Genomic DNA, 20156 nt, shown 5'->3' on the forward strand with positions numbered 1-20156 from the left:
AAAAATAAAATGAGTGTTTTAAATGCCGTGAGAAACAAAATAATCCATCGAGTTTTTGCGGTAATAAAAAACCAAACCTTTTATGAAAAAGATTTGGTTTTATCATAGAAATCAGGATGACAAAAAGAGAAACCTTTGTCCCTTTGAATCTCTGCTACTTTGAACCTTCAGAAAAAAGAAACTCAATTACCTTATCATACAATTCATCATCATGCATTCCGTGGCCTAGACCTGAGGTTTCAATAAACTGACTGTTTTTCCAGCTGTTGGCTATTTTTTTTCCTTCTTCAAAAGCTACGATTTTATCTGAAGTATCATGAGCAATAAAACCTGGAATAGTAAATTGAGAGGCAAATTTTTGTCCTGAAAAATCTTCCAGCTTAAAGTTGAAACGATTTACAAATTTAGTTTCTAGAAGAGGTAGCATTTTTCTGTTCAAACTAAGCATCGCAATATAATTGTCGATCAAGGTCTTTAAATCAGAAGGTGCACCAAGAACAACCATTTTTTTAATGCTGCTATTCGGAAACAAATACTGATGATAAACGCAGGCTGCACCGCCAATAGAATGTCCTATAATAATTTCTGGCTGGTATTTTTCTACTGCTTTATTGATAAATTCAGCATAAAGCGGCACATTAAATTCTTTTCCGCTGCTTTGTCCATGAGCTGGAGCGTCAATGGCAATAATAGTGCTTCCGGATTTTTGAAGGTGAGGTAATGTTTTTTTCCATCGCGCAGCATTGCTTTCCCAACCGTGAACTAAGAGAATTTTGGTTTGATTTCCTTTCCAGATGTAGGTTTGAAAATGATGTTCGTTATGATGAAACGTTTCTGTTTCTGTATGTCGCAAAACTTTCGGAAGTTCTTCTTTTTTCAATCGGCCAATTCGCGGTTGGCTAAAAAGAGCATAAGAAAGCTCCATTGCTTTTTGCGGACGCACATAACTCAAAAAATTAATATAAGATCCGACTGATTTTAATGTAATAAAACGAATGCCTTTTTTAATTCCCAAAACTTAAATTTTTTCTAAAGGTAAAAAATGTTTTGCCACAGATTAAAACGATTAAAAAGATTTTATTCAGCATAAGAATAATTTAATGTGTGCTATTCCTTTTATCCCGATAACTATCGAGAGTAGCAAAAGTAAAGGCAAAAGTAAAGGCAAAAAAAAAGTCCCGATTTAATCGGGACTTGATATTTAGAATTTTGCGAACAATTGTTCCATTTTTTCTTTTTCTTCTTCAGCTAACTGAGTATCAACTAAAATTCTTCCAGAGTGCTCATCAGTGATGATTTTCTTTCTTGAAGCAATTTCAACCTGAGTTTGTGGCGGAATTGTAAAGAAAGATCCAGCAGAAGCTCCTCTTTCGATAGAAACTACAGCTAATCCGTTACGAACACTGCTTCTGATTCTGTTGTAAGCTGCTAATAATCTGTCTTCGATTTGTGAAGCAAATTCAGCAGATTTTTCAGTTAAGAATGTTTCTTCTTTCTGAGTTTCAGCCATGATAGCATCTAACTCAGATTTTTTATGTTTTAAATGAGAGCTTTTAGCATCAAGTTTTTCTTTTAAATTAGAAATAACTTCTTTTTTGTGCTCGATAGAAGCTTTCATTTCTTTGATTTGCTTTTCAGCCAATTGAATTTCTAATTCTTGAAATTCAACTTCTTTTGTCAAAGAATTAAATTCTCTGTTGTTACGTACTGATTCTTGTTGTTTAGTGTACTTCTTGATAACCTCTTTATGCTCCTCAATAGCAATTTTCTTTGCTTTGATTTGCTCCTCAATCACTTCAAGTTCACCTTTCAGTTTTTCTGAACGAGTGCTCAAACCTGCAACTTCATCTTCTAAATCTTCAACCTCTAAAGGAAGTTCTCCTCTAACGTTTCTGATTTCGTCAATTCTAGAGTCAATAAGCTGTAAATCGTATATTGCTCTTAACTTGTCCTCAACACTTAATTCTTTCGTATTCGTCATATTCTATAAGTACTTAACTGGATTTGTATTTTCTTCCGATAAAATGATTGCAAAATTAAGAATTTTTTTTCGAAGATAATCAACAATATAATTTTTTGTATAGCGTTCGCTCTCAAAATGACCAATATCTGCCAAAAGTAGCTTGTTTTCAGCTTCATAAAACTGGTGATACTTCAAATCGGCAGTCAAAAAAGCGTCGGCTCCAGCCTGAATTGCATTTTTTATGGCAAAACTTCCGGATCCTCCCAAAACAGCAACTTTTTTTATTTTTTTACCTAAAAAAGCAGAATGTCGAATTCCGTCGGCAATCATTTTTTCTTTTACAGAAACAAGGAAATCTTTTTCATCCATTTCAGTTTCAAACTCGCCAATCATTCCTAAACCAATATTTTGGTGAGCATTCTTTAAATCGTAGATCTCATAAGCGACTTCTTCGTAAATATGATTCGCAAAAAGCGCTTTTAAAATTCTGTACTGAAGATGTTTTTCAAAAACTACTTCAATTTTAATTTCTTCTCCTGTATGCAGTTTTCCTTTTTCTCCAATTACAGGATTGCTGTCTTCATTTCCTTGAAAAGTAAAAAAGCCCTGCGTGTTGAAACTGCAATTGTCATAGTTCCCAATTGTTCCGGCTCCAGCTTCAAACATGGCATTTCGAACTTTATCAGCATTATCTGGAACGGTAAAAGTGACTAATTTTTGAATGAAATTTTGTTTCGGAATCAAAACCTTAGTATTTGTCAATCCTAATGCATCGCAGAAAATTTTATTTACGCCTTGCAAATGATTGTCAAGTGCGGTATGAACAGCATAAATAGCAATATCGTTTTTGATCGCTTTTAAAATAGCGCGTTCCACATAATTTTTGCCTGTAATTTTTTTAATTCCAGAAAATAATATCGGGTGAAAACAAACGACTAGATTACAGTTTTTAGCAACAGCTTCGTCAATAACACTTTCTAAGGCATCATGACAGACTAAAACTCCAGTAGATTCGGTTTCAGAATCTCCGACTAAAAGTCCAACATTGTCAAAATCTTCGGCATAAGCCAAAGGAGCCATTTCTTCAAGAGCCGATATAATATTTTTGATTTTCATTTTTAATTTTGTTTCAAGTTTCAAGTTTCAGGTTTCGTAGTGTTGTGCAAATTGAAACTTTAAAACAAATTAACGAATAAACGTATTAACCTTAAAATATTTCAGTGATATTGTGTTATGAAAATTAGTAACGCAAATAAGATCATATTACCAGTACTACTTATTTTGTATCTTTGTGTTTAAATTAAGAACTATGAAAACGCTAACTGTAAAAATAAACGAACGTACTAAGATAGGGAAAGCTTTTATCGCCATGTTTGATAGTTTTAAAGGTTTTGAGGAAATTGAAATTATTGAAACAGATTCTAAAGAGCTTAAAACGGAAAAAAGTCCCTATAATCCCGAATTTGTAAATATGGTATTAGAAGCAGACAAAAGAGGTGAATATAAAGAAGTTGATCCAAAAGATGTATGGGGAAGTTTAGGCTTAAAATAGAAAAATTAGCAGAGTTACATTTAAAAAAACATTTCAAAGCAGGTAATCAGGCAAGTATTAAAAAAATTAGTCAAATTTTAGAAGAGCTTAGCGAAACGCCTTTTGAAGGTGTTGGGAAACCAGAAGCATTAAAATATGGATTGAGCGGGTTTTGGTCTCGAGAAATAAATTCTAAAGACAGGATTATATATAAAGTTCAGGAAGATATCGTAACCGTTTTTGTAATCTCTGCAATGGGGCATTATTCAGATAAATAATTCTATGAACTTACTTCGAAAATTACTTTTCCCTTTCGCCATTTTATACGGATTCATTACTTCAATCCGTAATTTTCTTTTTGATAAAGGAATTCTAAAATCCACTTCATTCGATCTGCCAGTTATTGCTGTTGGAAATTTAAGTGTTGGCGGAACCGGTAAAACACCACAAATAGAATACTTAATTCGATTGTTGTCTGATAAATATAAAGTTGCCACTTTAAGCCGCGGTTATAAACGAAAGTCAGAGGGGTTTGTTTTGGCTAATGAAAATTCGAATGCCGAAATTTTGGGAGATGAACCTTTTCAGTTTTATCAAAAATTTCCAAATATAATGGTTGCCGTAGATACCAATCGCACAAACGGAATTCAGCAATTACTTTCTCAAAACGAAAAGCCAGAAATTGTGCTGTTGGATGATGCCTATCAGCACCGAAAAGTAAAAGCTGGTTTTTATATTTTACTGACTTCTTATGGTGATTTATATGCAGACGATTTTATGTTGCCAACAGGGAATTTGCGCGAAAGCAGGAGCGGAGCAGAAAGAGCGAGTATAGTAGTTGTTACAAAATGTCCTAAAATTTTAACAGAAGAAGAACAAACGGAGATTAGATTAAAGTTGAAGTTGAAAAGCAGTCAGAAAGTCTTTTTTACTTTTATAGATTACGATATGGTCATTTATGGTAAAAACGAAAAAATTGCCGTTAGCGAAATCAAATCTGAATCAAAATTGCTGCTGGCTGGAATTGCAAAACCAAAACCATTTTTTGACTACCTGAAAAATGAAAGTGATGAATGCTTGACTTTTCCAGATCATCATCATTTTTCTGATGCAGACTTAAATTCAATTCGAAATAAAGCAAACGGAAGAAAAATAATCACCACCGAAAAAGATTATGTAAGACTGAAAGATTCTGAGTTAGTAGATCAATTGTATTATTTGCCAATAAAAAGCTCTTTCATCAACCATCAGCAAGATTTTGATGCAACGATTTTAGAGTATGTAAAAGAAAACTCAAAATCTTAGCATCTCAGAAACTTAGTGTCTCAGTTAATCAAAAAACTTTGCAATAGTAGTATAGAAATCATCTGGAACAAAAGGTTTTGTAATGACATCATCCATTCCGAAAGAAAGAAGCATATCTCGGTTTTCGTCAAGCGAAATAGCTGTTAATGCGATAATTGGAGTCGCTTTATCAAATTCGCGAATCAATTTGGTAGCTGTCGTTCCGTTAATTCCAGGAAGATGAACATCCATTAAAATCATGTCAAAGCGTTTAACTTTTAAAAGTTCGACAGCATCTTCTCCATTGTCAACAATTTCGCAAGTGATATTTTTGTTTTCCAACATTTTGCGAGTGATCATTTGATTGATCTTGTTGTCCTCAATCAATAAAATAGATTTGTTTTTCAATTGTTTGTCATTATAGGGTTTTACTTCTTCGATTACTTCCAATGGTTCATTATTGATTTTGAAGTTTAGCTTGAAGGTAAATGTAGAACCTTTACCTACTTCACTTTTTAATTTTATTTCACCTCCTAAAAGTTCTATTAATTTTTTTACAATTGTAAGACCAAGACCTGTTCCTCCATATTTTCTGTTTACCTCGATAGAACCTTGAGAAAAGCTCTCAAAAACAGATTGAAGTTTGTCTTCAGGAATTCCGATTCCAGTGTCGACAATTTCGAAATAAACCGTTGCATTTTCTTCTTCCTGAGAGTACAGTTTTGCGATAACATTTACGTGGCCGTTCTGAGTAAATTTTAAAGCATTGTTGATTAAGTTTAATATAATCTGAGATAATTTGGTTGGGTCTCCAATTAGATTATCAGGAATGGTTTTATCTATTTCTAGATTGAAGTAATTCTTATTGGCGGTTGCCAATTCTTTTAATGAACTTTGAATGTTAAAAAGCAGTTCTTTAAGATTAAAACTGATATTTTCAACTTCGACTTTAGTCGAATCAATTTTGTTGATCTCTAAGATTTCGTTGATAAAAGTGGTCAAATAATTCCCAGAGAATTTTAAAGATTCTAAGTATTTTAATTGTTTTTTCTTCGGTTTGTCTTCCAGTAGAATATGGGTAATTCCGTTAATTGCATTCAAAGGTGTCCGGAGTTCATGGCTTACTGTAGACAAAAATTCAGATCTTGCTTTTGATGCTTTTTCTGCTTTGTTTTTGGCCAGAATCAATTCTTTATTCTTTTCCCGAAGCAATAAATTGTTCTGGTTTCTGATGATATTGTTTTTGTATAGCGCTAAACTCAAAAGGGATAAAATCGAAATCAAAGCAATTGCCAAAATACTAACCAATTTAGAATAGCGATATGTTTTAAGTTGAAATTTTTCTTCGCTTTCTTTCTTAATTGTGTTGCTTAAAGATTGATTTTTTTTGAATTTTTGAAATTCATCCAAATCAATTTTGGCATTTTTTAGTTTTAGCATATAATTTTCCAGCTGATAATGCTCGTCTAGATAGGAATATGCCAGATCATAGTTTTTATTTTGTTTGTAGTATTGGCTTATGGCTAAAACGATTTTCGATTTCTTCGGGAAATCATTGATTTTGTCATTGTAATCTAAGGCTTTGTTAAAATATATAATTGCAGAATCGTTTCTTTTAAGTTGCCCTTCAATTAAACCAAGCTGATAATAGGTATCTATTTTGGTTTTTATAATTGCATTGTTGTCTGGTTTTTTAGTGATCGCTTTAAAAGTCTTTATAGCCGATTTAAGATCGTTATTGGTTTTAAATGCTAAAGCTTTCTGATAATTTAATGTTTCTGCGTTGTCATTGATGTTCAGATTTTTGAGTAAATCTTTGGCTTTTGTGTAATAAACGTTAGCCGTTTTGTAATCACCTTTTGCGGTATTGGTTACGCCAATATAATGCAATGCCAAAACTTTTGTACAGCTTGGTTTTAAGGTGTCAAATAAAGAAACTGTTTTATGGAAGTTTTTTAAAGCATCTTCAAATTTTCTCTGGTTGTAATAGATTTTTCCGAGCTTAAAAGTCTGATTGGCCAAATTCTCTTTTTTGCCATTTTCTTCGCAGAAATTAATAGACTTTTCGGTGTAATAAACCGCCTGATCAAACTTTTTATTGTTAAGGTTGGAATTAGCCAGCTTGTTATAATAGGTAACACTATCCGTATTCTTTTTAGCTTGAGAATACAAAAATGAGTTTAAAAAACAAACAACAATAAAAAGATAGTATTTCATCATGTATGGCAACGCTATTACAATGAATCTTATTTTTTTCTTATCAGTAAAATTAAATCAATCAATCTTGATGAATAGCCAATCTCATTATCATACCAGCCTACAACTTTTACCATTTTATCGATAACCGAAGTTAGCTGTGCATCAAATAAACAAGAATGTGTGTTGCCAATTACATCAACCGAAACAATCGGATCTTCGGTATAATCTAATATCCCTTTTAAATTTGTCTTTGAGGCTTGTTGGAATGCTTTATTTATTTCTTCAATGCTTACGGCACGTTTTACATTGAAGGTTATGTCTGTTAATGAACCGTCTGGAACTGGGACTCTAATACCACAGCCACCCATTTTATTGTGCAATTTAGGAAAAATTTTTGTTAATGCCTTAGCTGCACCTGTAGTTGTTGGAACAATCGACTGGCTGGCACCTCTCGCACGGCGTAAATCCTTATGTGGCTGGTCATGAAGACTTTGGTCTGTCGTGAAAGAATGTATAGTGGTAATGTAAGCTTGCTCAATTCCGCACAATTCTTCGATAATTTTGATCATCGGAGCAGCATTATTCGTTGTACAGCTTGCATTAGAAACTATATCTTCGTTTCCATCCAAAATATGTTCGTTTACACCAAGAACTACCGTTTTGATCGTGTCAACTTCTGATGGAGCCGAAAGAATTACTTTTTTTGCTCCAGCTTCCAGATGCGCATTTAATTCTTCATGCGTTTTATATTTACCTGTCGATTCAATCACAATGTCAACCGAATGCGACTTCCAGTCTATGTTTGAAATGTTTTTTTCATGAAAAAAGAAAAAATGCCTTCCGTCTACAATGATACTATTTTCGTCATGACTTACTTCGGCCTTCAAAACACCGTGAATACTGTCATATTTAATTAAATGCGACATGGTTTTGTTGTCTGCAATGTCATTTATAGCAACGACTTCGATTTCGGGGTGATTTAAAAGCAATCGAAATAAATTTCTTCCAATTCTTCCAAATCCATTAATAGCAATTCTTGTTTTCAATTTTTTATTTATTCGTTTAACTGTTTAATCGTTTAATCGGTTTTACAATTAAACGATTAAACGATTAAACTTTTTTATAAAATATGTTTTTGAGCTTTATATGAAGAACGAACAAGAGGTCCGCTCTCAACATGTCTGAAACCTAACTCAAGACCAAATTTTTCATATCTGGCAAATTGTTCAGGTGTAATGAATTCTTTTACAGGAAGATGTTTTTTGCTTGGCTGTAAATACTGTCCAATTGTTACAACATCAACATTTGCATTTCTTAAATCTGTCATAGTCTGGAAAACTTCTTCTTCAGTTTCTCCAAGACCAAGCATAATTCCAGATTTTGTTCTGTTGATTCCTTTTTCTTTCAGATAACGAAGTACTTCTAAACTTCTGTCATATTTAGCTTGAATACGAACTTCTCGAGTCAAACGTCGTACAGTTTCCATGTTATGCGAAACAACTTCAGGATTTGCTTCTACAATACGATCAAGGTTTCTTTCAATTCCTTGAAAATCTGGGATCAAAGTTTCAAGAGTAGTTTGAGGGTTCATTCTTCTGATGGCTCTCACGGTTTCCATCCAAATGATAGAACCACCATCTTTAATATCGTCTCTGTCAACGCTAGTGATAACAGCATGTTTGATATTCATGATTTTAATAGAACGAGCTACTTTTTCAGGCTCATCCCAATCTACCGTTTCTGGTCTGCCTGTTTTTACACCGCAGAAACCGCAAGAACGCGTACAAACATTTCCTAAAATCATGAAAGTTGCCGTTCCTTCACCCCAACATTCGCCCATATTAGGGCAACTTCCAGAAGTACAAATGGTATTTAAACTATATTTATCAACTAAACCTCTAAGTTCAGTATATTTTTGTCCAATAGGTAATTTTACTTTTAACCACTTTGGTTTTGTGGTCTGTATATTTTCAGTGACTGTTTCCATATATCAATGTTCAAAGTGCAAAGATACGGAATGTAGTTTATTTGGAGATGTTTATTTGCTTTTCGTGTATGTAAAATATTATTTAAGATTGTTAAAATCAATTGGTAATGATCATTTTTAGATGATATTTAAAATTTGTCTTTTAAATCTTACCTAATCATTTTGTTTTTCTCTTTTAAATTCTACCGTATTCTATTATAAATGTAGCTATTTGGGACAATGATGTTTTTGTGTCCGAACTACTTTTGCATCTAAATTTAATTATTTAGAATAGAATGAAAAAGGTTGTTGTTTTAGGAATTTTATTAGCGATGTTCAGTTTTACAACGATGAATGCGCAAGATGATTCGAGTAAAAAAGAAATGAGCACTCTTGACAAAGCTCTTATAGGTTTAACATTTAGCGATGCAGATGCTGCAGCAATAGCGCAGCAAGCAATTGTTGAAATGGACGCCGCTAATCCAGTTGCAGACCCAACGAGTGGTTATGCAATTCGATTAAATCGATTATTTGGAAAACATGTTTCAAGTGAGGGAGTTAATTTAAATTATAAAGTTTATTTGGTAAAGGATATTAATGCTTTTGCCATGGCAGATGGGAGTGTTCGCGTTTTTGCTGGACTAATGAATATTATGGATGATAATGAATTATTAGCTGTGATCGGACACGAAATTGGCCATGTTGTTAATCACGATACGAAAGATGCTGTTAAGGCGGCATATAAAAAAGATGTTTTAATAGATGTGGCTAAATCGCAGTCTGGCACAATTAATGCCTTGTCTAAAACTCAAGTAGGGAAATTAGGAAGAGCAATGATTGATAGCAAACATAGCAGAAAGCAAGAATCTCAAGCAGATTTGTTTTCATATGATTTTATGAAGAAAAATGGCTACGATGTCAATGCGGTAGAATCTTGTCTTAGAATTTTACAAAAATTAAGTGAAGGAGGAGAGTCATCTTTCCTTACTAAAATGATGAGTTCACATCCAGATTCTGGTAAAAGAGCTGATGATGCTAGGAAGCGAGCAGTAAAAGATGGGTTATATAAAGAGTATGTGCAACAGAAAATTGTAAATACTGCACCAGTAACACCTACAACTAAAACAACTACGACTAAAACAACTGCTAAAAAAACAGCAACTAAAAAAAAGTAAGTATTTTATAAAATTTTAAAAACCGATAAATTCCTAAAAGAGTTTATCGGTTTTTTGTTTGTTCTTATTCTGGATAATAGTTAGAATATTGTTATTGAGTTTGTTAAAATTTTATACCTTTAATTGATGAAAAACAAGTCTGATGTGAAATGAAATAGCATTTTTGTTATTTACATTTGTTGTTAAATTGTAATTGTAAAAAATATGAAAAAGAAATTTATAATAGCGGGACTTTTATTTGCAGCATTTGGTTTAACTAAAATGACTGCGCAGATTAATTTTGGTGATAAGGCAATTGGCGCAGTTCAGAAAGGAGTTACAGGTTTTACTTTTAGTAATGCTGATGCAGCAAAATTGTCTAAAGAAGCAGTTGATAAATTAGATGCAGAGCATGAAATTGCTGGGCCATCAGATGGTTATACTTTAAGATTAAATCGAGTTTTTGGAAAACATGCTTCTGGTGACGGATTTACTTTAAATTATAAAGTTTATAAGTTGAAAGAAGTAAATGCTTTTGCAACTGCAGATGGAAGCGTTCGCGTATATTCAGGTTTAATGGATATTATGGATGACAATGAATTAATTGCTGTAATTGGGCATGAAATCGGACACGTAGCAAACAATGATTCGAGAGATGCTATTCGCGCGGCTTACCAAAAAGAAGCTTTAATGGATGGAGTAGCTTCTCAGTCAGCAACAGTGGCGACAGTTACAGATAGTCAGCTTGGGAAAATTGGAAGCGCAATTATTGATAGTAAATACAGCCGTAAACAAGAATCTGAGGCAGATTTATTTGCTTACAATTTTATGAAGAAAAATGGTTACGATGTAAATGCTGAAGAATCTGCTTTTAGGATTTTGGCAAAAATGAGCGAAGGATCTCAAGCTTCTTTTATTGATCAAATGATGAGCTCGCATCCAGATTCACAGAAACGAGCAGATGAAGCTAAGAAAAGAGCAGAAAAAGATGGTTTGTATAAACCGTATGTGCAACAAAAGATTGTAAATACAGTTCCTGCAGCCACTACAACTAAAAAAGCAACAACAACCACAAAGAAAAAAACTACTACTGCTAAAAAGAAATAATATTATTTCTGGATAAAATAAAAACCCGATAGTTTCTTCAAACTTATCGGGTTTTTTGCTTTTCTGTAGTTGCAGAAAATTTCCGTATGAGTTTGAAAATTACCTTGATTTAACACAATAATGTCTTCTAAGGACTAAAAAAGGTTGGCCGTCTAAATACTTTTGCACTCTGATTTAAAGGCATTTCTGCTTTTAAAAAACAATAAGTAAAATATTTAATTTCAAAAAATAAGTAAAGGATGAAAAAAGTAATTTATGTGCTATTATTAGCTCAAAGCACATTTTTGATGGCACAGAAAACAGTAGTGACAACTTATGGTGAAAAAATCACGGTTAATACTGGTACAAGTAATGGTGTATCTGCCGTTGGTGGAGACGTGCAATTGGGTGGGACTTTAATTAAGCCTACAAAAATAACAACAGATGCTACAAATACATTAGAGATTAATAGTGGTGGTACTTTGGCTACGCCCATTTCTGCTATTAAAATAGTAGATGGAAATCAGGCTAAAGGGAAAGTGTTGACAAGTGATGGAAATGGTGTGGCAACTTGGCAGCCAAGTAAGTTAACCGTAATTAATGGTTATGTGCCACAGGCAGCTTTTGCAGCAACTCCAATTATGGTTGGAGGTAATGGAGGTGATCAGTTTGTTGGGTATACAGGCTGTACTATCACCTTAGCTCCAGGAAAATGGAGGTTAGAATTTGGAACCTGGATTCAGATTGGAGGTTCATCAAATCCAACAGGAAAGTTTTCGTCAATTTTTTTCTCAACAAGTAGTACAAATCCAAATGCAAAAGTTCCTCTTGCTAATGGTATAACATTAAATTCTATTATAATTCCTGATCTTTATTCGGATACTGTAATGGATAAGTATGGTACCGGTTCGGTTTTTATAGATCTGTCTGGCGCCTCTGGTAATACAACTATTTATGAATGGGCTTATTGTTATGTCGGTCTTCCTCCTAATGTTAAAGCTTCTCCCTCAACTTTCTCAATTACATCCATGAATGGATATACTGGAGCTTACGGACCTTATACTTACATTGTGGCTACGAGTGTAGATTAATTTTAAGGTTTTAGTTCTAATCTTATAATAGAATTATATTTTAAATAAAAAATCCAATAAGCTGGAATTTCCTGCTTATTGGATTTTTTTATTGTCTTATCCTAAAACGTGATGTGCTAATATTTTTTGCACTTCATAAACATTAACCGATTTAGTAAATTGTTTTACAATACTTGGATGTTGTTCGCTTGAAACCCAAATTTTCAATTCGGCATCCAGATCAAAAGTTCCAGCTGTTTCTACGCTAAAGCGAGTAATGCTTTTATATCCAATAGATTTGTATTCTGTTTTGCTTCCTGTAATTCCTTGTACATCAACTAAGATTAATCTTTTGTTGGTAAAAATAAAAGTATCGCGAATAAGTTTAAAACCCATTTCGATTTCTTCATTTGTAGTTAAAAGCTGTCCATATTTTTTAATTAAATCTTCTTGGCTTACAGCACCTGCATTGCCAAGAATTGCTGAAAATATTCCCATTATTCTGTTTTAATTTAGTTAAAATGATTTCTATTTTGAAGTAGTAAATGTAGTCGATTTTGTTATTTTTTTTGGTTGGATTTAAATTTTATTATTAACGGGACTACTGTTATTGCAATTAAAAAGGACGCTATAAAAGTGACAATTAAATTTCCAATATTTAAAGCTTTTGGATTTAATGCAAATCTCATTGATATAATTGTAGCAGTAAATAAAATAACAGCACTCCAATATAGTTTGTTAATGGCGGCTTGGGGATAAAAAACTTTTGGAAGTTTAGAGAAGGCATATACTATAACAATAATTCCAAAAAGAGTGCTTGAATGCTGAGCTATTTTCCAAAACGGAATTTCTACTCCAAATACTGATACGATGTTTTGAAAAGCATCTAATTGATTGACAAAATAACCGTGTTTGTGTGTAAAAGCATCCCAGAAAAGATGAGAAAATATTCCAATTAACAAAGAGGTTAGAACGATAAACCAATTTCTTTTAAAATAAGTATTCCAGTCAAAATCTGTAAAAATTATAATTCTGTTTTTTATAAAAAATGGCAGATTTTGAAATAAGAGATTTCGAGTTAAATTATGAAAGAGAAAAGTTAGTAAAAGAGCAAAAGGTAAATCAAACCAGAATACACCATTTAGAGTATGGCTGTAATCGCTTTTAACCTTCATGCGGAGAAAATATTCGAAATCAGGAGTAAGACTTCCGATTATTAATGCTGTTAAAGAAAACCATGATTTTGGTAAATATCTTAAAGGAAGAATTATTGCAGGGTGCGAAAATGTAAAAGGCATTAAAGTTGAATTTTAATTAGCTAGGGTTTGATTGATGAATTAAATGTAAACAAAAAAGCAGAACCTAAGTTCTGCTTTTTCACTTTTCAAAATATTTATATTATTCGACTTCTGTTTTTATTGTGATAGGAAGGTTGTATGCAGTTCTCACTTGTTTTCCGTCTAGAATTCCTGGAACCCATTTTGTTTTCAATGATTTAAGAACTCTAATCGCTTCTTTTCCCACTCCGTAACCAGGATCATTTTTTACCATAATGTCAGTAAGTGATCCGTCTTTTTCAACTACAAACGATACATACACTCTTAATGTTTTTTCTACATCAAGTTCTGGTCTGCGGAAATTGTTTCCAACATACTTGTAAAACTGTGCGATTCCACCTGGGAATTCTGGAAGCTTATCCAGAACCGCAACAGAAACAGGATCGTTGGTTGGCGGCGCAACCGAAGCAACATCTCCATTTCCTCCAGAAGAAGGCATTGCATTAATTGCAGGCCCATTTCCAGTTGTATTATTGTCTGTAGCAGGCACATTTTCTGTATTTGCTGCAATATTTTCAACTGCATCTTGTGTTCTCGTAACTACAGGATTTGTTAGCTGTATTGCATCTGTTTTTGGAGCTGAACTCTGTTCAACCACAGGTGCAGGCGGAGCTGGCGGTGGCGGCACAACAATTGGATCAACATGTACAATCGTTGGTTCGTAGATCTTAGGTTCTGGCTCAACTTCGACAGTTGAAGTTGTAATTTTGCTAATAAGTACCGGTGCACTTCCTAAAGCCGTTATTAACAATAAACCCATAAAGAGAGCTGTAACAGAGTTTTTGGAATTCTCCTGACGTAGCTGATAAGCACCGTATTCTTTGTTTTTGTTCTCGAAAACAAGATCGGTCCACTTGTTTTCATAAATGCTTAATTTAGACATAATTTTTGGGTTTTAAGGTTAAGTAACTTTAAATCATACGCAGAAAAGGTTTAGGTTTGAGCTAACAACGTAAAAGTTGCAGTTTTAGTATTATGGAAATCTGTTTATTTTAAGAATAAAACGAGTAATTGTTTATTCTTTATTTAAAGATAATAAATTATCTGTTACGTTCGATAATTTCGGCTAATAATTTTTTAGCTCGCAAAAGTTTCACTTTAACGCTACTTAAGGGTTCGTTTATCTTAACGGCAATTTCCTGATAAGACATTTCCTGAAAATAACGAAGCTGAATTACTTCTTGGTAGTGTGGTTTAAGCTCTTTGATGCATAGAAGCAGACGAGAAAGATTCTGTTCTTTAATTAAAGCATCTTCTGCAGATGGAGTAGGGTCGGCAATATTATATGCCTGTTGGTCTTCATTGTCTGTGATTTCTATAAAAAGATTGGTTTTCTTTTTTCGAAGCAAATCAATATAGACATTTTTTGCAATTGCAATAAGCCAGGTGTTAAACTGAAATTCTGAATTATAAGAAGCTATTTTGTCAAAAGCTTTAGAGAAGGTTTCTATGGTAATATCTTCTGCGGTGGTTTCGTTTTCGGTTCGTTTGAGCATAAACGAATACACCTCATTCCAATAATGATCTAATAAAAAAGTAAAGGCGATCTGATCGCCTTTTTTTGCTTTTTCTATTTTAGAATTTATTTCCAATATACGGGTTTTGAAAAGATATTAGTTATAAAGATATTAATTTGCGTTAATATAAGCGCTATCTCAACAACTGGAAACCAAATTTTAATATCTTTTTCTTTTAATTTTCCTGCTGAAAATCCAATTACGGTCCATACAACCGTATAGCGTGTTGCTAAAATTGCTAATACGGCAATCCATTGGAATTGAAATGCTAATAATACAATAACTAATAAAAAGAAAAATAATTGTGAAATGAAGAATAATCCTAACTGCATTTTATCAAAGAACTTATAATGTTCTGCGGTAGAAATATGTCTTCTTTTCTGAGTAAACCATTCCTTGTAAGTGGTCTTAGGTTTTGAATAGGTAAAACTTTCAGGTGTATAAGAAATAGTCGTATTTGTTTTATTTGCGGCCTGATTGATGAATAAATCGTCATCGCCAGAACGAATCTGAATGTGGTCAATAAAACCATTTACATTAAAAAACTCTTCTTTTTTATAAGCAAGATTTCTGCCAACTCCCATATAAGGAAGTCCCATTTTTGCCCAAGAAAAATATTGTATTGCAGTTAAAACTGTTTCAAAGCGAATAATTTTATTTAAAAATGAACGCTCTACTTTTTCATAACCTCCATATCCTAAAACTATTGTTTTGTTCATGGTAAAATGAGAAGTCATAGAAGTAATCCAGTCTTTTGAACTTGGGAAACAATCTGCATCTGTAAAAAGCAAATAATCTTTCTTTGCCGCTTTTATTCCAAGCGTTAAAGCGTATTTTTTATTTCCCCAGAAAGCCTCGTTATTTTCGACTTTTACCAAACGGATATTAGAGAATTCTTTTTCAAATTCTTCAAAAACTTCAAGAGTTTCGTCGCTAGAGGCGTCGTCAATTAAGACAATTTCAAAATCTGGATAATCTTGCTGTGCCAAAATCGGAACGTATTTTTTTACATTCTCTTCTTCGTTTTTAGCGCAAACAATTACAGAAACTGGAAGATTTTTAGGCTTAATTTGCTGCGGCTTAGCAAAAGCAAATTTCCCAAAAACTCCTAAATAATAAAATAATTGAACTACGACAATAGCAATAAAAAAGTAAAATATGTATATAAGCATCTGATTTATTTGATTCTATTAATTTTCACGTTCTGCGACTGCAAATGTACTTATCAATTCGATAATTTCAATGACCAAAACCGATTTACTTTCGGCATTTTGACATTTCTTTTGCAACAGCAATAGACTGAGGGTTTTCGGTTTTTTCCAATTCCGAAATTATGTTTTTGTAATTATGATCGTCGCGGTTTTGAGAGAGTTTTTTTGTGGCTTGAATTTCGTCAATTTCGATTTCAAAACCAAAAATCCCTCTGGCTTCGCGCATTGTTTTTTCAGATAAATCTTCAACTCGTACTGGATTTTTAGAATTTGCTTCGTATTTATCTACAAGTTTTTTCAGTTGTTCTACAGAAGTTTCGTAATCCACAATTTTGATTCTTCCGTAAACATGTACAGCTATGTAATTCCAAGTTGGCACATTTTCATGATCATACCAAGAAGAAGAAATGTAACTGTGCGGACCTGTAAAAACGGCCAAAATCTCATCGTTTTCTTTAAAGCCTTCCGCTTGTGGATTCAGTTTTGAAATATGTCCTTGCAAGATTTCTTTTCCGTCAGCATTCACTTCCAATTCTATCGGAATATGAGTAGCGCATAATTTTCCGTTGGTCTGATTAATCAGGATTCCAAAACTATTTTCTTTCAAAAAAGCTCTGATTTCCTCAGGATTTTCATTTTTGTATAAATTGGGTGTATACATCTTTATTTTGTTTTATGTCAGAGAATTTAAGGAAGTATTTTAATGATTTAATGATCAGTCTCTTCTTTTTTTAAATTAAATAATTTCGAATTGACGCTAAAGTAAATAATAGCAACGCCAATAAGTGTAAAAATAATTCCTTCGATTAAGCATTGTGTAGCAAAATCATCTGAAAGCAAAACTCTAAGTGGTCGAAAAAGATGTGAAAATATTTCTCTTCTAAAAAATTTTAGTCTCAAAAGAACATATAAAGCTATTGCTAATAGAATAGTATTGATAGACGAAAGTTTACTTTTCCAATTTAGAAAGGTAACATAGAAAATTCCAATTAATAAACCGAAAAATATCCAAATGTAGATACTTGGCCAGAAATTTAGAACATCTTTATTTGTAGGGAATAATGAATCCCAGTTTTCTGATTTTTGAAATTGAAATTGATTTTTTATACAAATAACTTTTTCGGCGGCCGTATATAATCGCAATTGGTAAATGCCGTTAATTAGGAAGATCATTCCTAAGAATTGAATAAGAAGAATTCCTAAATTTAGTTTTTTCATTAAAAAATTTTAATTAATGAAGTTTTCAAATCACATTTACTTCTGCTTCAATTTGAATGCCAAAAGTTTCAAAAACGGTTTTCTGAACTTCTTTTGAAACAGCTAAAATTTCCTGTCCTGTTGCGTTTCCGTAATTTACTAAAACTAAAGCTTGGTTTTTATGAACTCCAGCATCTCCAAAACGTTTTCCTTTAAAACCTGCTTGTTCAATCAGCCAGCCGGCAGGAACTTTTACTTCGGTTTCTGAAACTTCGTAAAACTTCATTTCTGGGAATTTTTGGTGGATTTTCTCAAAATCAGATTTCAATAAAATCGGATTTTTGAAGAAACTTCCACTATTTCCGAGTTCTTTCGGATCTGGCAATTTACTTTGTCTAATAGCGATTACAGCATTGCTTACATCTTTTAATGTTGGTTCTGTAATGTTGGCTTTAGCCAATTCAGCCAAAATATCTCCGTAAGAGGTGTTGATTTTATGATTGCGTTTGGTCAATTTAAAAATAACCGAAGTAATAATATATTGGTCTTTTACTTCATGTTTGAAAATGCTTTCGCGGTAGCCAAAATTACATTCAGCATTGTTGAAAGTTCTCATTTCCTGAGTTTCAATATTCATGGCTTCGCAAGAAACGAAAGTGTCTTTAATTTCCGTTCCATAAGCGCCAATATTCTGAACTGGCGTTGTACCGACATTTCCAGGAATAAGAGACATATTTTCTAATCCGCCAAAATTATTGTCGATTGTATAAAGTACGAAATCGTGCCAAGTTTCACCGGCCTGACTTTCAACCCAAACAAAATCGTCGTCTTCTTTAATTGTTTTTTTTCCTTTTAAATCAATATGAATAACCAAAGCATCAATATCTTTTGTTAAAAGCATATTGCTTCCACCTCCTAAAATGAACTTTTTCTCGTTTTGGTTTGCTGCTAAAACTGTTTTTAATTCAGCAATAGAATGAACGGCAACAAATTGTTTGGCATTGGCTTCAATGCCGAAAGTATTATATTTTTTTAAAGAAAAATTGGATTGGATTTCCATAAATAAAAGGCTTTTTAATATAGTTCAAAAGTATGAAATTACAAAGTTATAAAAGCCTTTAGATTAATTTTTCAGCAAAATTAAATGTTTAAGTGAATTTAGGTCGAAAATTAATGGAATGAATATAGATATTAATTTAATTATTATCCCAATAATAGAATCAAATATATTCATGCCATTTTTACCTCTTTGAGGCCAGCTACCTCGTGTTACAATAATGATGTCCCGATTGTATAATATGTGGAAAAAAGGATTGAATAATTTGATTAGAAGAATAAATAGTAATGGACCAAAATAAGATAATTGTATTGTACTTGTGTATAGTTTGACTATTCCTAAAATTGTAAAAAAAAAGGCAAAAGCTAAGTGCTTTATTAATTTATTTCTATTAAATAAATCATTATATCTAAAGCTTTTTGGATTATTGTTTTTTCCCGATAAAAGATAAATCCAATATGCAAGAGTGATTAAAAGAATTAAAATAAAGAGAAAAGTTTCCATATATGCTACTTTGTTCTAAAATTGAGCAAGTTATGATATTTGTAGGAAATAATTTTCATATTTATATTGTAATTCGCATTTTCCTCCACAAATTTTCTATTTCGAGTAATAGCTTCATTTCGCAATTGGGGATTTTCAAAAGACCAGATTAATTCATTGGCTAACATTTCAGTGTCATCAATTGTAATTAATTGACCATTTTCTCGGTGTGTAATCCAGCTTTGGTTTCCAGGAATATCAGAAACAACAGGAAAACAATTGGAAGCCATTGCCTCAAACAAAGAGGCTGAAACACCTTCGGTAATTGGCATGCTAATATAAATATTTGATTGCTGTAGTAATTTCGGAAGTTCTGTGTTTGGGATTCTTCCTGTAAAAATTACTTTGTTTTCGATTTGCAGCTTTCTCGCCAAATCTTTTAAATATTGCAGTCTTGTTCCGTCTCCAACAATCGTTAATGAAAAATCAATTCCTTTTTGGTTTAAAATTCCGAAAGCTTTTAAAATAGAATCGTGTCGGTATTCTGGCTGAAGCGAGCGCGTAACAATCGCTTCAATTTTGTTCGAATTATTTGTTGATGGAGTAAAAAGTGATAAGTCAATTCCTTTTGGAAGAACCAGAACCTTGTTCATGTCAACTCCAGATGCTTTCATATGAATTGCCATGACAGGTCCCCAAGCATGAATTAAATGCGCTTTTTTGAAAGCATATTTTTGAATGAATTTCTTAAAAGGATACAATTTAGATTCTTCTGGCCATAAGTCGGTTCGCCCTTGCTGTGCGATTGCAATGGTTTTAGAGCCAGAAATCGCTGCAAGAAAGCCATAACTCGTAGTTCTTTCAGCAATTACCATGTCTGGTTTTTCTTTCTGGATTGTTTTTCGAATAGAAAGAGGAGAAAAGAAATACTCTAAAATACGTTTGAATCTATGGTTGTTAGAAGTTTGAAGTTCCCAAGTAATAATTTCAAAATCACCAAATTCTTTCAGGCCTTTCATCCAAGTGATGGCATCAGCGCGATAAGATTCTCCAAGAAAAAGTATTTTCCTTTTCATTCTGTTGTTGTTTTTTGCCACAGAT

The 20156-nt window shown here is 32.7% G+C and carries 21 protein-coding genes; 6 read left to right on the forward strand and 15 right to left on the reverse strand.

What is annotated here, in order from left to right:
* Positions 1 to 154: 154 nt before the first annotated feature.
* From ACFO3N_RS24220 to ACFO3N_RS24230, 3 genes are all read right to left on the reverse strand, one after another.
* Positions 155 to 1015 (reverse strand): alpha/beta fold hydrolase, encoded by an 861-nt coding sequence (locus ACFO3N_RS24220; protein ID WP_379801411.1) that lies wholly within the window; start codon positions 1013 to 1015, stop codon positions 155 to 157.
* A 186-nt stretch (positions 1016 to 1201) separates the two neighbouring features.
* A complete protein-coding gene (locus ACFO3N_RS24225; protein WP_095929412.1) occupies positions 1202 to 1981 on the reverse strand; it encodes a zinc ribbon domain-containing protein in 780 nt (259 codons plus the stop codon).
* Positions 1982 to 1984: 3 nt separating this feature from the next.
* The gene (locus ACFO3N_RS24230; protein ID WP_379801412.1) at positions 1985 to 3079 is read right to left on the reverse strand and encodes a Nif3-like dinuclear metal center hexameric protein; all 1095 of its coding nucleotides are present in this window, start codon (positions 3077 to 3079) and stop codon (positions 1985 to 1987) included.
* Between the two features lie 193 nt (positions 3080 to 3272).
* Here ACFO3N_RS24230 and ACFO3N_RS24235 point away from each other — a divergent pair, with 193 nt between their 5' ends.
* Genes ACFO3N_RS24235 through lpxK form a run of 3 tightly spaced genes read left to right on the forward strand, consistent with a single transcriptional unit; the run spans position 3273 to position 4799 of the window.
* Positions 3273 to 3515, forward strand: coding sequence for a DUF2683 family protein (locus tag ACFO3N_RS24235; RefSeq protein ID WP_379801413.1), 243 nt, complete (start codon positions 3273 to 3275; stop codon positions 3513 to 3515).
* A complete protein-coding gene (locus tag ACFO3N_RS24240) occupies positions 3491 to 3772 on the forward strand; it encodes a Txe/YoeB family addiction module toxin (protein ID WP_379801414.1) in 282 nt (93 codons plus the stop codon). The genes ACFO3N_RS24235 and ACFO3N_RS24240 overlap by 25 nt, the downstream gene beginning before the upstream one ends.
* Before the next feature lie 4 nt (positions 3773 to 3776).
* Entirely contained in the window at positions 3777 to 4799 is a 1023-nt protein-coding gene (gene lpxK, locus ACFO3N_RS24245) for a tetraacyldisaccharide 4'-kinase (protein WP_379801415.1), read from the forward strand.
* Between the two features lie 24 nt (positions 4800 to 4823).
* Here lpxK and ACFO3N_RS24250 read toward each other — a convergent pair whose 3' ends face one another.
* From ACFO3N_RS24250 to lipA, 3 genes are all read right to left on the reverse strand, one after another.
* Complete coding sequence (locus ACFO3N_RS24250) at positions 4824 to 6995, reverse strand: tetratricopeptide repeat-containing hybrid sensor histidine kinase/response regulator (RefSeq protein WP_379801449.1); 2172 nt, start codon at positions 6993 to 6995, stop codon at positions 4824 to 4826.
* 29 nt (positions 6996 to 7024) lie between these two features.
* Entirely contained in the window at positions 7025 to 8023 is a 999-nt protein-coding gene (gene gap, locus ACFO3N_RS24255) for a type I glyceraldehyde-3-phosphate dehydrogenase (protein ID WP_379801416.1), read from the reverse strand.
* Positions 8024 to 8097: 74 nt separating this feature from the next.
* A complete protein-coding gene (lipA, locus tag ACFO3N_RS24260) occupies positions 8098 to 8964 on the reverse strand; it encodes a lipoyl synthase (protein WP_202005899.1) in 867 nt (288 codons plus the stop codon).
* Between the two features lie 275 nt (positions 8965 to 9239).
* Here lipA and ACFO3N_RS24265 point away from each other — a divergent pair, with 275 nt between their 5' ends.
* The 3 genes from ACFO3N_RS24265 (at position 9240) to ACFO3N_RS24275 (ending at position 12274) form a co-directional block, all read left to right on the forward strand.
* Positions 9240 to 10118 carry a M48 family metalloprotease gene (locus tag ACFO3N_RS24265; protein WP_379801417.1) on the forward strand — a complete coding sequence of 293 codons (879 nt, stop codon included), beginning with the start codon at positions 9240 to 9242 and terminating at the stop codon, positions 10116 to 10118.
* Between the two features lie 204 nt (positions 10119 to 10322).
* Entirely contained in the window at positions 10323 to 11204 is an 882-nt protein-coding gene (locus ACFO3N_RS24270; RefSeq protein ID WP_379801418.1) for a M48 family metalloprotease, read from the forward strand.
* A 239-nt stretch (positions 11205 to 11443) separates the two neighbouring features.
* On the forward strand, positions 11444 to 12274 hold the full coding sequence (locus ACFO3N_RS24275; protein ID WP_379801419.1) for a hypothetical protein: 831 nt from the start codon (positions 11444 to 11446) through the stop codon (positions 12272 to 12274).
* 96 nt (positions 12275 to 12370) lie between these two features.
* On the opposite strand, the gene ACFO3N_RS24280 is transcribed toward ACFO3N_RS24275, so the two are convergent.
* The 9 genes from ACFO3N_RS24280 to ACFO3N_RS24320 form a co-directional block, all read right to left on the reverse strand.
* Positions 12371 to 12751, reverse strand: a complete 381-nt coding sequence (locus tag ACFO3N_RS24280; protein ID WP_379801420.1) for a PH domain-containing protein — start codon at positions 12749 to 12751, stop codon at positions 12371 to 12373.
* A 62-nt stretch (positions 12752 to 12813) separates the two neighbouring features.
* Positions 12814 to 13551, reverse strand: a complete 738-nt coding sequence (locus tag ACFO3N_RS24285; protein ID WP_379801421.1) for a DUF4184 family protein — start codon at positions 13549 to 13551, stop codon at positions 12814 to 12816.
* Positions 13552 to 13651: 100 nt separating this feature from the next.
* Entirely contained in the window at positions 13652 to 14473 is an 822-nt protein-coding gene (locus ACFO3N_RS24290) for an energy transducer TonB (protein WP_379801422.1), read from the reverse strand.
* A gap of 157 nt (positions 14474 to 14630) precedes the next feature.
* Positions 14631 to 15182, reverse strand: a complete 552-nt coding sequence (locus tag ACFO3N_RS24295; protein WP_095929424.1) for an RNA polymerase sigma factor — start codon at positions 15180 to 15182, stop codon at positions 14631 to 14633.
* Positions 15173 to 16279 carry a glycosyltransferase gene (locus ACFO3N_RS24300; RefSeq protein WP_379801423.1) on the reverse strand — a complete coding sequence of 369 codons (1107 nt, stop codon included), beginning with the start codon at positions 16277 to 16279 and terminating at the stop codon, positions 15173 to 15175. Before ACFO3N_RS24300 ends, ACFO3N_RS24295 begins: the two co-directional genes overlap by 10 nt.
* 85 nt (positions 16280 to 16364) lie before the next feature.
* The gene (locus ACFO3N_RS24305; protein ID WP_379801424.1) at positions 16365 to 16979 is read right to left on the reverse strand and encodes an FMN-binding negative transcriptional regulator; all 615 of its coding nucleotides are present in this window, start codon (positions 16977 to 16979) and stop codon (positions 16365 to 16367) included.
* A 47-nt stretch (positions 16980 to 17026) separates the two neighbouring features.
* Positions 17027 to 17536, reverse strand: a complete 510-nt coding sequence (locus ACFO3N_RS24310) for a hypothetical protein (RefSeq protein WP_379801425.1) — start codon at positions 17534 to 17536, stop codon at positions 17027 to 17029.
* 25 nt (positions 17537 to 17561) lie between these two features.
* Positions 17562 to 18575: a UDP-N-acetylmuramate dehydrogenase gene (gene murB / locus ACFO3N_RS24315; RefSeq protein WP_379801426.1), complete on the reverse strand. Its 1014-nt coding sequence runs from the start codon at positions 18573 to 18575 to the stop codon at positions 17562 to 17564.
* Between the two features lie 506 nt (positions 18576 to 19081).
* Positions 19082 to 20131 carry a glycosyltransferase gene (locus tag ACFO3N_RS24320; protein ID WP_379801427.1) on the reverse strand — a complete coding sequence of 350 codons (1050 nt, stop codon included), beginning with the start codon at positions 20129 to 20131 and terminating at the stop codon, positions 19082 to 19084.
* Positions 20132 to 20156: the final 25 nt, after the last annotated feature.

The sequence above is a fragment of the Flavobacterium chungangensis genome, assembly GCF_042654045.1.
Lineage (GTDB): Bacteria > Bacteroidota > Bacteroidia > Flavobacteriales > Flavobacteriaceae > Flavobacterium > Flavobacterium chungangensis.

Excerpts from the sequence above, each read along its gene's own strand:
- ACFO3N_RS24285 (WP_379801421.1), bottom strand. The coding sequence starts at position 13,551 with ATGCCTTTTACATTTTCGCACCCTGCAATAATTCTTCCTTTAAGATAT.
- ACFO3N_RS24230 (WP_379801412.1), bottom strand. The coding sequence starts at position 3,079 with ATGAAAATCAAAAATATTATATCGGCTCTTGAAGAAATGGCTCCTTTG.
- ACFO3N_RS24305 (WP_379801424.1), bottom strand. The coding sequence starts at position 16,979 with ATGTATACACCCAATTTATACAAAAATGAAAATCCTGAGGAAATCAGA.
- ACFO3N_RS24270 (WP_379801418.1), top strand. The coding sequence starts at position 10,323 with ATGAAAAAGAAATTTATAATAGCGGGACTTTTATTTGCAGCATTTGGT.
- ACFO3N_RS24320 (WP_379801427.1), bottom strand. The coding sequence starts at position 20,131 with ATGAAAAGGAAAATACTTTTTCTTGGAGAATCTTATCGCGCTGATGCC.
- ACFO3N_RS24250 (WP_379801449.1), bottom strand. The coding sequence starts at position 6,995 with ATGAAATACTATCTTTTTATTGTTGTTTGTTTTTTAAACTCATTTTTG.
- ACFO3N_RS24235 (WP_379801413.1), top strand. The coding sequence starts at position 3,273 with ATGAAAACGCTAACTGTAAAAATAAACGAACGTACTAAGATAGGGAAA.
- ACFO3N_RS24280 (WP_379801420.1), bottom strand. The coding sequence starts at position 12,751 with ATGGGAATATTTTCAGCAATTCTTGGCAATGCAGGTGCTGTAAGCCAA.
- ACFO3N_RS24240 (WP_379801414.1), top strand. The coding sequence starts at position 3,491 with ATGGGGAAGTTTAGGCTTAAAATAGAAAAATTAGCAGAGTTACATTTA.
- ACFO3N_RS24275 (WP_379801419.1), top strand. The coding sequence starts at position 11,444 with ATGAAAAAAGTAATTTATGTGCTATTATTAGCTCAAAGCACATTTTTG.
- lpxK (WP_379801415.1), top strand. The coding sequence starts at position 3,777 with ATGAACTTACTTCGAAAATTACTTTTCCCTTTCGCCATTTTATACGGA.
- ACFO3N_RS24310 (WP_379801425.1), bottom strand. The coding sequence starts at position 17,536 with ATGAAAAAACTAAATTTAGGAATTCTTCTTATTCAATTCTTAGGAATG.
- lipA (WP_202005899.1), bottom strand. The coding sequence starts at position 8,964 with ATGGAAACAGTCACTGAAAATATACAGACCACAAAACCAAAGTGGTTA.
- ACFO3N_RS24265 (WP_379801417.1), top strand. The coding sequence starts at position 9,240 with ATGAAAAAGGTTGTTGTTTTAGGAATTTTATTAGCGATGTTCAGTTTT.
- murB (WP_379801426.1), bottom strand. The coding sequence starts at position 18,575 with ATGGAAATCCAATCCAATTTTTCTTTAAAAAAATATAATACTTTCGGC.
- ACFO3N_RS24300 (WP_379801423.1), bottom strand. The coding sequence starts at position 16,279 with ATGCTTATATACATATTTTACTTTTTTATTGCTATTGTCGTAGTTCAA.
- ACFO3N_RS24290 (WP_379801422.1), bottom strand. The coding sequence starts at position 14,473 with ATGTCTAAATTAAGCATTTATGAAAACAAGTGGACCGATCTTGTTTTC.
- ACFO3N_RS24225 (WP_095929412.1), bottom strand. The coding sequence starts at position 1,981 with ATGACGAATACGAAAGAATTAAGTGTTGAGGACAAGTTAAGAGCAATA.